This window comes from Crenobacter oryzisoli (assembly GCF_030385785.1).
In the GTDB taxonomy this organism is placed as follows: domain Bacteria; phylum Pseudomonadota; class Gammaproteobacteria; order Burkholderiales; family Chromobacteriaceae; genus Crenobacter_A; species Crenobacter_A oryzisoli.
Genome location: NZ_JAUEDK010000030.1, coordinates 43,821 through 57,500 on the forward strand (window position 1 = coordinate 43,821; position 13,680 = coordinate 57,500).

The window sequence follows — 13,680 nt, forward strand, 5'->3', positions numbered from 1 at the left end:
AACCCCCGGCGTTTGCGTGTCGACGGGGTCATAATACAAGGCGGGCCTCATCCAGACGCTATATTGCTCCGGCTGGACTGGAAGCGGATATCCGGCTCGGCCATCCCCCTTCGCCTCGATGAAGCCGTACTCCTTAAACACGAACGGTTACCGAGGCAGCATTGCGTCGCATCCATGAGCTTGGGCGTGGATTTCGGATACCAAGCGTAGTCAGATAAACTGACATGCAGAGGTTCCGATGTACAAGATTCCACGACAAAGCTACACCCCAGAATTCAAGCAAGAAGCCATCCGGCAGATCGAGGCCGAGGGCAAGTCTCCAGCCCAGGTCGCTCGTGACCTGGGCATCTCCGAACAAACGCTCAGCAACTGGCGCAAAGCACACAAGGCCGGCAAGCTGGCCTCCGGTTCTGGTAAACCGGTCACGCCAGAGCAGATGGAACTCTCCCGCCTGCGGGCCGAGAATGCCCGCCTCAAGATGGAGCTCGAGATCCTGGAAAAAGCCACGGCGTACTTCGCCAAGAAGTCGCAGTGAAGTACGCCTGGCTCGATGGAATGCGCGCTCACTACCCCCTGCAATCCTTGTGCCGTGTGCTGTCGGTCAGCACCAGTGGTTTTGCCGACTGGAAGGCCGGCGGCGGCCCGGCGCAATGGTTGTCGGATGCCCAGCTATTGGTGCTGATTCGAAGCGTCCATGCCGAATTCAACGGTGCCTATGGCTCGCCCAGGATTTACCAAGAACTCAAGTTTCGTGGGCTCCCAGTGAGCAAGGCACGGATTCGGCGCCTGATGCAGCGGCACGGCATTCGTGCCCGGCACAAGCGACGCTACAAGGTCACCACCGACAGCAAGCATGCGCTGCCCGTGGCCCCCAACCTGCTGAATCGACAATTTCACACCGCCGCGCCGGATCAAGTCTGGACGACGGACATCAGTGTGCCGCAGCAAGCGGCGTAGGAGATGAGGGTATGGCCCCTCGCCATCGGCTTGCAGGAGCAGGTGGCAAACCACCATGAGCGGCTTGGGTCAAAAGCCCCGGTCGTGAGCGTCATGGAAAAGGCGTCAGAAGACGTCAGGTGTGGATCAGGAAGACGAACAACCGTGAACTGCCGTTCAAGTGTCGAAACCGTTCAGACGACATCAAAACCGGGGAGTGATGTTGCCCCGCGATCAGCCGGGACGATACCTGCTTACGGTCCCGGCGGTGTCCGGCATAGAGGCAGCGTCAGCCTGATTCGGGCTCTTACGTTGAACTGCGGGAACCTTCGATGGCGATGCCAAGCGAAAGGCACAAGCCCGAAAGGCAAGGCCGAGAGTAGCGATGCGCCATCAAGGGGCGGAGCGGCTCGTAGTAGTGTTGAAGCCGCTGTAATGGCGGTGGAGCGAAGGGGCTGCGTCATCCCGGTCAGGAGCCGTGCCAACTGCGCAAGCAGGAGGAGTATGGCTCAATGACCAAACCGTACGACATTCCCAAGGCGCTAATCTGGAAAGCATTTCAATGTGTCAAAGCAAACGGCGGCGCCGCAGGCGTCGACCGTGAATCGATCGAGCAATTCGAGAGCCGCTTAGGCGACAACCTGTACAAGCTTTGGAATCGACTCTGTTCCGGCAGCTATTTCCCGCCGCCGGTCAAAGGGGTTCCGATTCCGAAGAAGTCGGGTGGTGTGCGCATGCTGGGCATACCCACGGTTGCCGACCGGGTGGCGCAGACGGCGGTCAAGCTCCTGCTGGAGCCACAGATCGACCCGATGTTCCACCCCAACTCCTATGGCTATCGGCCAGGGCGCTCCGCCCACGATGCGATTGCCATGGTGAGGCGGCGCTGCTGGGACTACGACTGGGTCGTGGAATTCGATATCAAGGGTCTCTTCGACAATATCGACCACGGCCTGCTCATGCGTGCGCTCAGGAAGCACTGCCAGACTCCCTGGGTTCTCCTGTACGTGGAACGCTGGCTGAAAGCGCCAATGCAGACCGCCGACGGAGAACTCCTGGAACGGACGCGCGGCACGCCGCAAGGCGGCGTCGTGAGCCCGTTGCTGGCCAACCTGTTCCTGCACTACGCCTTTGATTCCTGGGTTACCCGCAATCTCAAAAGCGTGCGGTTCTGCCGCTACGCCGATGACGGTGTGGTTCACTGCAAGAGCTTGGCGCAGGCTAAGCTGGCGTTAGACAGGATCGGCGTGCGCTTCCGCGAGTGTGGGCTCGAATTGCATCCGGGCAAGACACGGATCGTCTACTGCCAGGACGTCAATCGACGGGAAACATATCCTGATGTGCAGTTCACCTTCCTGGGATACACCTTCCGACCGCGCAAAACGGTGGACAAGTATCAGCGGGTCTACGTGAACTTCTCGCCGGCGGTCAGTCGCGATGCCCTCAAGGCAATGCGGCAGACCATCCGGGGCTGGCATCTGCAACTGATGTGCGACCGGGAATTGTGCGACCTGGCGGCGATGTTCAACCCGGTCCTACGGGGGTGGCAGCAGTACTACGGCCGCTTCTACGGATCGGCAATGTCGGTGATCTGGAAACACATGAATGACTACTTGATGCGCTGGATGAGGCGCAAGTACAAGGCTCTTGCCCGCCATAAAACGCGGGCGAGCCACACCCTCGGGCGACTTGCGCGTCGCTTCCCGACTGCCTTTGTGCATTGGGAAATGGGATGTCTCCCATCGGTTGGATGATGGGAGCCGGATGAGTCGAGAGGCTCACGTCCGGTTCTGCGAGGGGCTGGGGGTGCAACTCCCCCGGCCTACTTACCCCTACATTCCGACCCGTGAAGGTTGGCTGTACCTGGCGGTGGTAATGGACTTGTATACGCGCGCCATTGTGGGCTGGGCGATGGATGGCCGGATGACCCGCGAGTTGGTCATGGGGCCTTGCGGATGGCGCGTTTCCGCCGCCGGCCTTCACCAGGCCTGCTGCACCATTCGGATCGAGGCAGCCAGTATTGCAGTCAGATTACCAAGCTTTGCTGGCCGAATACGGCATGCAGGCCTCGATGAGCCGCAAAGGCAACTGCTGGGATACTCAGTCCACAATGTGCTTTGAACGTCGGACCGGTCTGACCCGTGCTGGGATTGGCCGTGCTGCCTTTGCATTGACCTGTCGATCGGGTTCCGGCGTTCCCCGAGCATTGCCGGGCTCAGCGTTTGTGACCTGATAGGAGCTTTGTCCTGCACCATGAGTGTCCTGTCCAAGCGAGTGAGGTTGGCGATGTGCCCACTACGACGGAAACACGCATGGAACAAAACGAAGTCATTCTGGGTGTCGACACGCATTTGGATGCACATGTCGGAGCTGTGATCAGTGAGACGGGTAAGCTCCTAGGAACTCTCTCGGTAACAGCCAACACGGCAGGCTATCTGAAATTGCTGGCCTGGGCACATTCATTCGGCCATCTGCGCCGCGCAGGAGTAGAAGGAACCGGAACTTATGGCGCGGGATTGGCCCGCGTGCTACGTGACCATGAGATCGAGGTTCTGGAAGTCAACCGCCCTGACCGGGCAGCACGCCGATCCCGGGGAAAGTCTGATCCAACCGATGCGGAAAATGCCGCGCGAGCGGTCCTCTCTGGGAAGGCAACGGCTATCCCCAATGAGCAGTCCGGAGCTGCCGAAGCGATGCGCGCGGTCTCAGTTGCCCGGCGCAGCGCTGTTAAAGCCAAGACACAGGCAATCAATCAGTTGAAAGCCTTGCTAGTCAGTGCACCACAGGACGTCCGAGATCGCCTTCTGAAGACTAATTCCGCAGAGTGTATTGCCAACTGCGCGCGTCTTCGCACGTTGGGCCGTACCCCCATGCTGCAAACGCTGACGTCCACACTGCGTCTACTGGCTAAGCGATGCTTGGTCCTGGCAGAGGAAATCAAGAAGCTTGATGCAATGCTCGAGTGTCTGACGAGCCAGCATGCCAAGCGGCTTCGGGAAAGGTTCGGTGTAGGTCCTCAAACGGCGGCCGTGCTCGTTGCCGTGGCGGGCGATAATCCCGAACGCCTGAAAAGCGAGGCGGCGCTGGCGGCGCTCTGTGGCGCCAGCCCTTTGCAAGCGTCGTCCGGTAAAACGGTTCGGCATCGTTTGAACAGGGGTGGCGATCGAGCGGCAAACAACGCTCTGTGGACCATCGCCATGGTACGAATGCGCAGTGATCCTTGAACGCGGGCGTATGTTGAGCGCCGGACCAAGGAAGGCATGTCGAACAAGGAGATTCATCGTTGCCAGAAGCGCTACATCGTCAGGGAATTATACCCACTCATCCTAGCCGATCTAGCCGATTCGACGCGCTCAACTTGACATAGGAGCGTCAATGCACCGATGGAGAGTTTCTTCAACAGCTTGAAGAATGAGCGCGTCTTCCATGAAGACTACGCGACTCGGGCGGAGGCCAGGCAAGACCTCTTTGAATACATTGAGGTGTTTTACAATCGAAAACGCCGCCATTCCTCCCTTGGATACCGAACCCCAGCGCAGCAGCATGCAGCTTGGTTCGAGCAGGAGGGTAAGGCAGCTTAGGTGCTACGTTGGTATCCGGGAATCACACCCAAGCTCACTTCCGCTGTGGTCGTCACCACATGTCTCGTAGGGACTACCGGGTTGCCCGTGCTCACGCCTTTCAGGTGTGGTATGAAATCTCTGGCACCCAAGTTGCGTTCTGAAATCGAAGACAGCACTCCGCGCAGCAAAAAATGTGAATCACAAATTCCCCATTAGCATTTTTGCCAGTTAAGTTGTCAATACCCTTGAGCGCATTCTTTGTTGGGTAACCCAACTGACGAATGGTCGCCGCAGTGCGTTTCCCGAGCTTTATGTAGAGCCTAACCGCGCGGATGCGATCTTCATACAAGTACATGAACTACCTCCCAGTAGTCCAAGTTTTTGTCCCCCCCCCCCTTGGTCAAAACTCAACGCGCACCAACAGCCATGCGGCCAACCCCGGGTAAGGTTGGCCACATGGTGTGCTCACGCTATAAATAGCGACTCGCGCTCAGCTTGCGAAGCCTGTCTTGCCCCACTTACGACATCTCGGTATGCAGCTTCACCGCCTGATGACTTCTGGACAGCGAAATAAGCAGCCCGGAGATGATGACCGCGCCGCCGATATACCAGGCGTTATACAAATCGGACGGGTCGACCGGGGTGGCGCCAGCGGTATAGGCGATATACAGGAGCACAGCAATTGCCAGCACTGCCGGGCACATGAGGATACAGGCAACTTTGCGGCTACGGATCTTGAATATCAGCCGTACGAAGGAAGCGAGTGCCGCAATATAGGAGAACACCAGGGTGATGGTGACCACATCGTAGTACCAGGTAATCTTGGACAGCGGCTTATACCAGACCAGCAGCACACCCACCGCAGTAAGGGTAACAGTGGAAAGCCACGGCACCTTGCGGGCATTTACCTTGCTGAAGATTGCCGGCAGATGCCCTTCACAACTCATGCGATACAGCGTGCGGGCGCCGGAGTTCATCGAAATCTGCAAGCCGGCAATGGCAGAAGTGACTACCACAAAGATGGCCAGCCATAACATGGAGCTTGGCAGGTAGACTTTGGCTACTGCTGCAATCGGACCACCATCACCGCTTTCCACGATCTTGGCCAGGGTATCGACAGGAATGGCGTACTGCCAGCCAATGGCGGCCAGGGTGTAGATAACGAAAGCAGAGGTCAATACCAGCAGCATGGAGCGCTGGACCGTTCTTACCGGCACACGGGCTTCTTCGATGTAATTGATCGAGGAATCGAAATTTGCCAGCATCCACACCCCGAACAGCACGCCGGGACCAATCCCCGCCACGCCGCCGGCTTCTTTCAGGGAGTACATATCGGCAATCGACAGGTTGTGTACTTGCGGGTTGATTATTCCCAGAATGCCAAGGCCGGCAACCACGGCAATTTCAAAGGTCAGGAAAATACCGGCCACTTTTGCCGTCAGTTCCACCCCGCGACACGACACGATACAGAACACCACCAACATTACCGTGCCGATGATTTCCGCCATCACTTCGCCATGCAGGCCGGGGATCAGTACCTGCAGATACTGTGCCCCGATTACCGCCGTCATCGGGGCAACCGCAGCGCAAGCCAGTGTGTAGGTCCAGCCAAGAATGGTGCCGACACGGGAATGCAGAAAGCGTTCGGTAAACGTGAAGATACCGGCGGCGGAAGGGGCTTCCCTGGTCAAGAGAATAAGCCCCAGCGCCAGCATTAGCATGGGGAAGAAATAGGCAATCAGAATCGCCAGCGGTGCGGCGTGGCCAGAGATCGAATACAGAATCGACATCGACGACGCCGTTACCCAGGCCGGGGCATTGAAGCCCAGCGCCGCCAGGGTAATTTCTTTGGTGGTCAAGGTGCCCTTGTTGAGGGTGGTAGGAATCTCCTTTACCACGCCATGCCTGTCGTAACCAAATAGCTCCAGAAATCTCATCTGTCTCTCCTGATGTTTTTCAACCTGATATGATTTTGCCACCATATTCCGCAATGGCTTTTTTTCGTGCAGGGGGGATATTCCCTGCCTGCGCCAAGTCATGGGCAAATCAAGAAAATCACTGGCTATTTATGTGTTGGTACAAATGAAGCGTCGTATTGCGGTATATCTTCAATGCGCGGCTGGTAGGTTCCGTTTTTGCGGCAGGCTTGAATATGCTGCGCAATCTCCTCCATGCTGGCAAACCAGACCTGGCCACGATCAATCATTTTCTCGATCATGTTGGCTACCGCTTCGCAGCGTGCCAGACGGCCAGATGCAAACGGGTGCCACACGCCAATAAGCATGCCCTGGTGGCGCCACATGGATTCGAATTCGGCCATGAATACCTGCATCGCCTCTGCCGGCGAGCGGATAGGCATCACATAATCCAGTTCCATGGCGTGCACATATTGCGGCCAGTCATCCATTGCCCAGTGGGATGGCAGTTCCAGCAATTCGCCGGCATCACACTTCAGCAGATAGGGGACGTCGTCGCCCATCAGCGAGGCATCGTAAAGAAAGCCTTCCTTTATCAGTAATTCAGTGGAATGGCCGCTGTAGTTATACAAGGGAGCGCGCGCGCCTCGTGGGCGCGAGCCCGTCATCTTTTCAAACACGGCAATGGATTTCTGTAGCCAGTATTTTTCATCCTCATAGGACTGCTCATTAGGATGCTCATGCAAATAACCGTGATAGGCAATTTCGTGTCCGGACCGCTGAATGCAGTCAACCAGCTCGGGATAGTGCTCCATGCACCAGGCCGGAAAGAAAAACGTCTGGCGAATCTTGTAATAATTGAACATGTCCACCAGCCGGCGTACTGCAATCCGGTCGTAGCGCAGCCAGGACTGCGCGGCAACCATATGCTCTGCTTTTGAGGCATGCCCAATCTGCAACAGGCTGTCGGAGTCAATATCAAAGCTCAGACAAACGGCAACCCGGGCGCCATTTGGCCATGGAACGGGGTTTTCAATCATTTTCAGCATCATTTATCCTTTGGGTATTCGCGAGCAGTGTTTTTAAAGAAACCAGCGGCTGGAGCTTATTGCTGGCTTCCTTCGCGCTGAATGCTGCCAACCGGGAAGCAGCCGGTGCGCCCGCCATCCACCAGTAATTGCGTGCCGGTAACATAAGACGCCTGGTCCGAGAGCAGAAAGGCGACCGCCGCTGCAATTTCTTCGGGCCGGCCGAAGCGGCCCATCACGATTGAGCGTTCATTTTCCTTGCGTTCGGCAACCGGGTCGGCGGCCAAATCATATTCGGCGGCCAGCAGCGGGGTATCAACTGCTCCGGGGCAGATGGCGTTTACACGTATGCTGTAACTTGCCAGTTCCGCTGCCAGGGCCCGGCTCATCGCCAAAATGCCGCCCTTGGTTGCCGTATAGCCGACATACCCCGCCTGGCCGAGAATGGAAAGCTCGGAAGCGGTATTCACAATGGCGCCTCTTTTATGCGGAATCATGCGGCGTGCGGCTTCGCGCGCCACAAAGAAATTGCCGGAAAGATTGGTGTTAAGTTGCCGCGCCCATTGTTCATCGGTCATTTCCGTAACGGGAATCACCATGGAAACGCCGGCATTGTTGAATACCGCATCTACCGGGCCGAAGGCTTGCTCGGTTTTGTCAAAGGCAGCGATGACTTGCCTGGAATCACCAACATCCGCAGCAATGGCAATCGCCTTGCCGCCACCAATGCGGCATTCTTCCAGCGCCTCTTCCAATGCCTTGCCCGGCAGGGCCAGCAATGCCACGCTGGCACCTTCGCTTGCCAGCTTGAGCGCGGTAGCACGGCCAATGCCCGAGCTTGCTCCGGTAACCACGGCTACTCGGCCATTCAGGAAACCACCTGCATTCATATTTGTTCTCCTCGGCTTGTTAAAGGCTGGTGAATCAGAATTGGTATTCAGGGCGCCTCGAAAAACTCCAGCTTTCGTTGCGATACTGCGTTGCTCACAAGAAATTCCTCCTTACATATCAAATATATGCTGCGTCGGAGTTTCCATTCTCGCCTTGTCTCACTTGGAAATCCGGGTTTTCGAGGTGCCCTTCAGTTGATTTGCGATGATAAATATTTTGACAAGCAAGTTTTAATATTCATTGTTGCGCAGCCATTCCACATATTCCTTGATGCCGTTTTCCAGCGTGTGCCTAGGCTTGTAGCCGAGCTGCCGCTCCGATTCGCTGGTATCCCAGGGGCCTTGTCGATCCAGGTGCCAGTTTCCATCGCCAAGCTGGATCTGGGCTTCGGGGATATATTTCTGCACAATCGCTGCCATTTCTCGCATGGTGCAATAGGTGCCACCATTGATGTTGAACACATGGCCAGTTACGCCATGTGCTTCTGCGGCACAAATGGCGGCATGGGCCACATCGTCAATATGGATGATCTGGAAATAATGGTCGCCACCATTCGGCAGGGCGAACACCTTGCCAGCAAGCACGGTCTTTATCATGTCGCGCAGGATTTGCGGCATCTTGTTGCCAGGACCATATACTTCGGCAATACGCAGCGATACCACTTCCAGGCCATACAGATCGTTGTAAACCTTGCCAAATAGCTCGGTGGCAACTTTGGTGACTCCATAAGGCGTGGTGGGGTTAAGAGGGGAGTCTGTGGTGACAGTGCCATCTATGTGGCCATAGACTGTTTCAGAGGAGAAATTGACCAAGCGTTTTATGCCGGCCATTCTCATGGCCTCGAGCAGATGAACGGTGCCGTCGATGTTGGCTGCTACCGTGGTCAGTGGCAGGTCAATTGACAGGTCCGGGTGTGACATGGCCGCGGTATGGATAATGGTGTCCACGCCGTACTTTTGCATGGTCGCCACTAGCCGTGGAATATCATACAGCTCGCCCTGAACTGCGGTTACGAACTCATTATTCAACTCAGAATAATCTCTGTTGAAATTGACGACGCGAATGCCACGGGCGCTGAGTTGCGCCACAATTTTGCGCCCGGTATAGCCAAGACCACCAGTTACCATTACTGCTCTCATTTCCACTTCCTTTCTTTGCTGTTCAAGCCACGATGGCTTGAAACAAGGCGCCAAAAACATGTTGTCCGGCATGGTGGCAATAGGGTTTTCGGTGTGCTCGTTTTAATTGCCTGAAATGACTGGGTTTTCAGCTCATGGCCTCAACTTTGTAGCAAAAATCCGCGGGGACGCCATAAACCCATATTGTGAGCAGTCGTCCATGCCCAATGCAGCGGCAGTTCGACAGCCTCACCCTATATTGTCGATGCTCATCATTGCCCTCTCCTTAATTAATCATGTGTGTCGACTACATTAACAACAAGGTTAGAATTAATGCCTCTTCCGTTATTGCTTTAAGCATAACTCCAATCAAGTACGCGCCAAGAATTAGACATTGGTCCAGCTTGAGTAACAATATCTAAGCATGGTTCAGATAAATCTCCTTGACACCAGATAGCCTCACCTTCCCGCCAAGGTAATGTAGACAAGGTAATGCGCCAGGTGTCATTTTCTCTACAACCAAATGACACTTCTAAATCTACCCATGCCTCATATTCTTCGCGTGATGCAGTGCCGGACTCAATTTTTCTCCTTATCCGGCATGCTGGCGCAGGTAAGAGTGTTCGATCTCTAAGCAAAATGAAGTATTCTCCAGCTACTAGCAGATAACGACGTGGATAGGTAGGGCCCTCGCAAGCATGGGTTAGCTGTTCCAAAGCAAACGTTGCACCGAGGCTTTTAGGGATTCGCTCCCACCGCTCGTAATAGTCTGATGCAATCCCAAACTCTTCTAGAACATCGCCTTGAAATTTCATCCGGCCGAAATCCGGGGTATCTCTAAACCGAAAATCGACCTGCCGATCCCAACCTACGATATCTCCTTTGCTCCAGGTGGTACCGACAAACCCCTCTTGCAAGCACAGCCATTGGAGTTGCTCCAAACTGCACTCAGCCACTGATTTAATACCGTGGAAGCTAGATCGGTCTGCTGGAATCCGAATATCACCGTGCCAATTACGAGTTTGCAACCAGAAAACCCTTGTATCAGTATCGCAATGCTCGGTTCCGCGCTGCAAAATGCGACGCTGCCATACCCCTTGGTAGTGGTTAGGCACCATAGGATCCATCATTTATATCCCGGGGAATTCGTCTTTGAGAGCTGTAGCAATTCGCTGCACATACTCATCAATAAGATTCTTTCCCTTGTCAGCAGACGCACCATGAGCCGGTGATAACACACCCGATGCCGGAGTCCAGGCAGGATTCAGCGGATAAACGTCATAAGGAGGAAAATCAGCCGGTGGATCATCGGGCAATTTTTCCAATCGGACCAAGTGTGGATGCAAGTAAAGACTCATTGATGTTTCCATCACGGCCGCATGCTCTAGTGCATAGCCTGGGAATCCATCCGGGAAAACCTTGGTCAGGGTTTCATTACTAGTAAAGTCCCAATATTCGATCCTGAGAATTTTCAGGTCATGGATGCCCTCATAGCGCAGTTCGCGCAAAGCGAGGTCAATCCCCTCGATCAGGAACATCATGTTCTCGTAATGGCCATCCATAACCGCAATACGCCGTACACCATGACGGGCAAACTCTTTAATCACATCTCGCAACATGATTGACAAGGTATGACCATCCAGACTAGTCGTACCACAGAAATGGTTCCCCCCTCCCATACGAGGCTGCGACTTGTAGCCATAGTTAAAAGGTGGGGCAACAATTGCCGCCACCTCTTCCGCAACGAGCCTGCTGATTGCGGTTGGAATCAGGTGATCGGTACCCATTGGCAAGTGAGGGCCATGTTGCTCAAGCGCACCCACAGGTATCAGCACGACTGGGGACTCTTCTTTAATGCGGTGCTGATACTCAGTCCACGTGATTTCTGCCATCAAATTACTTCTAGACATAAATACCCCTATCAATGCTCAACCTAAAAACCATGGAAATAGGACCTACCACCCCACAATCAGCATTTAATATTCATGCCCTCGCAACCATTCCACATACTCCTAAACTCCGCTTTCCAGCGTATGTGATGGCGTGTAACCGAGTTGCCGTTCTGACTCGCTGGTATCCCAAGGGCCTTGTCGATCCAAGTGCCAGCACCCATCACCAAGATGAATTTCCGCTTTCGGGATCAATTTCTGGATAATTCCTGCAGCCTCGCGCATGGTGCAGCGCGAAGCGCCATTAATATTCATCGCCATACCGTATTGCTTCCCTTTGCCAAGGCACTAGAAATGAAGCAACAAAAAACCTGATCTACCGCTTTGTAAGTGAGGCGAAATCGATGAACTGACTGACATACTGATGTCTCCAGATCGTCAACCTGCTTCACACATGCAGGGCATGCCGCCGCCCTCGCCGTGGCGAAATTCAGGGCAAAGCGGGGAACACCCGTCGTGATGTCCGGGCGCGGATCGCGCCGCGGCGATGGCGTGATTAGCGAAGCGAACGGAAACAGCCCGCCTTCTCGTGGCCTGGTGCGTTCGACGTGGTCGGCGCGGCTGGTTGGAACGATGTCTGGTGAAACTCTCGCACTGGTTTCATGGCTTTCTCCTTGCAGCGGGTGTGTCTGCGTAGCGGTTTTTTATGGGTCGCAGATCGTTTTTTATCGTGCTTGGCTGGCAATACCACCGTGTGCCGTTGAGGGCGGCGGACACGCGGGGGAGGGCAATGCTTGTGGCACGGGGACACATGGCTGGGCAAGCCCCCGCGCCGGCCGTCATTCGTTCAGCAGGCGCGTGACCTTGCGCTGATGCATCACGCGACCGATGGTATTGAGCAGCAGCTGGGCGGCCAGGATAGTGGTCGAGCCCGAGTGGTCGTAGTCCGGGGCGACTTCGACCAGGTCGATGCCAATGATGTCGCCCTGTTCGGCCAAGCCGGCGAACAGCTCCAGTCCCTCGTAATAGTTCAGACCGCCGTGGCTCGGCGTGCCGGTGCCCGGGGCGATCGACGGGTCGAAACCGTCGATATCAATGGTCAGGTAGTAGCGCACGCCCTTCGGAATGCGATCGAGCACGCCCTGGATGCCGAGCCGGCGCAGGTCGCGCACCGAGATGATGTCCGAGCCCATTTCGCGCGCCTGGGCATAGCCGTCGCGCGCCGTTGACGACACATTGCGGATGCCGATCTGGGTCATGCCGGTCACCACCTCTTTTTCGGCAGCGCGGCGCAGCGGGTTGCCATGGCCGTGACGCACGCCGTGACGCTCGTCGACGAAGTCGAGGTGGGCATCGATATGTACCACGTGGAATGGCTCCTGGCCGGCAAAGGCATTGATGCACGGGATATTGATCGAGTGATCGCCGCCCAGTACCACCGGCAGCGCGCCGGCCTCCAGAATCTTGCGTACGCCGTACTCGATGTTGGCGTGGCTCTGCTCGGTGTTGGTGTGCACCATGTCGGCGTCGCCGATGTCGACGATGCGCACCTCGTCGGTCGGCAGGTAGACCACGTCGTCCTCGAAGTCATAGGCACCACTGTGACCGAACGAGAACAGCGTCGAGGCCTCGCGGATGCCGCGCGGGCCGAAACGCGCGCCGGCGCGCCACTGAGTGCCCATGTCGAACGGCGCGCCCAGGATCGCCACGTCGGCGTCGATCGCATCCCAGTCCAGGCAGATCGGCGACTTGGCGAAGGTGCAGATGCCGACAAAGGGCAGGTTCAGCCGGCCCGAATCATAGGTGTTCTGTGGCATGGTGGAGTCCTCTATGTGAATGAATATGAGCGGCACGACCGCGACGCCATTCGACCCCGCCATGCCCGTACATCACGCCCTCATTCTTAGTGCTTTATGACGTCGGTAAAATTGGTATATTCAGAAGCAGACTTCGCTAATTTCCGAACAAAGAGCGCCGTGATGAAGATCCAGGATGCCGACCTCAAACTGCTGCGCATTTTCGAAACCATCGTTCAATGCGGGGGCTTCGCCGCGGCCCAGTCGACGCTGAACATCGGCGCATCGAGCATCAGCGAATACGTGGCGCAGCTGGAAACGCGGCTGGGAGTACGCCTGTGCGAGCGGGGCCGCGCGGGCTTTCGGCTGACCGAGGAAGGCGTGCAGCTGCACGCGGCGGCGCAGCGACTGCTGGGCGCGGTGGACATCTTTCAGATGGAATCGGCGTCGGTGCGCAATGAGCTGAGCGGGCAACTGCGCCTCGGTATGATCGAGGCGACGCTGACCGACCTGGCCTCGCCGCTGCTGCCGGCGGTGCGCCGC

11 protein-coding genes and 3 pseudogenes (1 of these 14 cut by a window edge) are annotated in these 13,680 nt (G+C 56.1%); 6 read left to right on the top strand and 8 right to left on the bottom strand.

Features of this window, described 5'->3' with window-relative positions; all coding sequences use genetic code 11:
* Window positions 1–238 precede the first annotated feature (238 nt).
* The 5 genes and pseudogenes from QU481_RS15675 to QU481_RS15695 form a co-directional block, all read left to right on the top strand.
* Window positions 239–936, top strand: a pseudogene (locus QU481_RS15675) (IS3 family transposase); the annotation flags it as partial.
* Window positions 937–1,448: 512 nt separating this feature from the next.
* On the top strand, window positions 1,449–2,690 hold the full coding sequence (ltrA, locus tag QU481_RS15680; RefSeq protein ID WP_289830978.1) for a group II intron reverse transcriptase/maturase: 1,242 nt from the start codon (window positions 1,449–1,451) through the stop codon (window positions 2,688–2,690).
* A 79-nt stretch (window positions 2,691–2,769) separates the two neighbouring features.
* Window positions 2,770–3,034: pseudogene (locus tag QU481_RS15685) on the top strand (DDE-type integrase/transposase/recombinase); the annotation flags it as partial.
* Between the two features lie 214 nt (window positions 3,035–3,248).
* Complete coding sequence (locus QU481_RS15690) at window positions 3,249–4,160, top strand: IS110 family RNA-guided transposase (RefSeq protein WP_289830979.1); 912 nt, start codon at window positions 3,249–3,251, stop codon at window positions 4,158–4,160.
* Window positions 4,161–4,310: 150 nt separating this feature from the next.
* Window positions 4,311–4,517 (top strand): annotated as a pseudogene (locus QU481_RS15695) (IS3 family transposase); the annotation flags it as partial.
* A 500-nt stretch (window positions 4,518–5,017) separates the two neighbouring features.
* Here QU481_RS15695 and QU481_RS15705 read toward each other — a convergent pair.
* From QU481_RS15705 to speB, 8 genes are all read right to left on the bottom strand, one after another.
* Complete coding sequence (locus QU481_RS15705; RefSeq protein ID WP_289830980.1) at window positions 5,018–6,436, bottom strand: APC family permease; 1,419 nt, start codon at window positions 6,434–6,436, stop codon at window positions 5,018–5,020.
* A gap of 125 nt (window positions 6,437–6,561) precedes the next feature.
* A complete protein-coding gene (locus QU481_RS15710; protein WP_289830981.1) occupies window positions 6,562–7,464 on the bottom strand; it encodes a polysaccharide deacetylase family protein in 903 nt (300 codons plus the stop codon).
* 56 nt (window positions 7,465–7,520) lie between these two features.
* Window positions 7,521–8,333 (bottom strand): SDR family NAD(P)-dependent oxidoreductase, encoded by an 813-nt coding sequence (locus QU481_RS15715; RefSeq protein WP_289830982.1) that lies wholly within the window; start codon window positions 8,331–8,333, stop codon window positions 7,521–7,523.
* Between the two features lie 231 nt (window positions 8,334–8,564).
* Entirely contained in the window at window positions 8,565–9,461 is an 897-nt protein-coding gene (locus QU481_RS15720; protein WP_289830983.1) for an NAD-dependent epimerase/dehydratase family protein, read from the bottom strand.
* 344 nt (window positions 9,462–9,805) lie between these two features.
* Window positions 9,806–10,582, bottom strand: coding sequence for a hypothetical protein (locus QU481_RS15725; protein ID WP_289830984.1), 777 nt, complete (start codon window positions 10,580–10,582; stop codon window positions 9,806–9,808).
* Entirely contained in the window at window positions 10,583–11,344 is a 762-nt protein-coding gene (locus QU481_RS15730) for a creatininase (RefSeq protein ID WP_289830985.1), read from the bottom strand.
* Between the two features lie 120 nt (window positions 11,345–11,464).
* Complete coding sequence (locus tag QU481_RS15735; RefSeq protein ID WP_289830986.1) at window positions 11,465–11,662, bottom strand: NAD-dependent epimerase/dehydratase family protein; 198 nt, start codon at window positions 11,660–11,662, stop codon at window positions 11,465–11,467.
* A gap of 518 nt (window positions 11,663–12,180) precedes the next feature.
* The gene (gene speB / locus QU481_RS15740) at window positions 12,181–13,158 is read right to left on the bottom strand and encodes an agmatinase (protein WP_289830987.1); all 978 of its coding nucleotides are present in this window, start codon (window positions 13,156–13,158) and stop codon (window positions 12,181–12,183) included.
* 162 nt (window positions 13,159–13,320) lie between these two features.
* On the opposite strand from speB, the gene QU481_RS15745 reads away from it, so the two are divergent.
* Window positions 13,321–13,680: the 5' end (the start) of a LysR family transcriptional regulator gene (locus tag QU481_RS15745; RefSeq protein ID WP_289830988.1), read on the top strand. Its footprint extends 549 nt past the window's final position; only the first 360 of its 909 coding nucleotides appear in the window; the start codon lies at window positions 13,321–13,323; the stop codon falls past the right edge of the window.

Coding starts and splice junctions, on each gene's coding strand:
- ltrA (WP_289830978.1), top strand. CDS start 1,449: ATGACCAAACCGTACGACATTCCCAAGGCGCTAATCTGGAAAGCATTT.
- QU481_RS15690 (WP_289830979.1), top strand. CDS start 3,249: ATGGAACAAAACGAAGTCATTCTGGGTGTCGACACGCATTTGGATGCA.
- QU481_RS15705 (WP_289830980.1), bottom strand. CDS start 6,436: ATGAGATTTCTGGAGCTATTTGGTTACGACAGGCATGGCGTGGTAAAG.
- QU481_RS15710 (WP_289830981.1), bottom strand. CDS start 7,464: ATGCTGAAAATGATTGAAAACCCCGTTCCATGGCCAAATGGCGCCCGG.
- QU481_RS15715 (WP_289830982.1), bottom strand. CDS start 8,333: ATGAATGCAGGTGGTTTCCTGAATGGCCGAGTAGCCGTGGTTACCGGA.
- QU481_RS15720 (WP_289830983.1), bottom strand. CDS start 9,461: ATGGTAACTGGTGGTCTTGGCTATACCGGGCGCAAAATTGTGGCGCAA.
- QU481_RS15725 (WP_289830984.1), bottom strand. CDS start 10,582: ATGATGGATCCTATGGTGCCTAACCACTACCAAGGGGTATGGCAGCGT.
- QU481_RS15730 (WP_289830985.1), bottom strand. CDS start 11,344: ATGGCAGAAATCACGTGGACTGAGTATCAGCACCGCATTAAAGAAGAG.
- QU481_RS15735 (WP_289830986.1), bottom strand. CDS start 11,662: ATGGCGATGAATATTAATGGCGCTTCGCGCTGCACCATGCGCGAGGCT.
- speB (WP_289830987.1), bottom strand. CDS start 13,158: ATGCCACAGAACACCTATGATTCGGGCCGGCTGAACCTGCCCTTTGTC.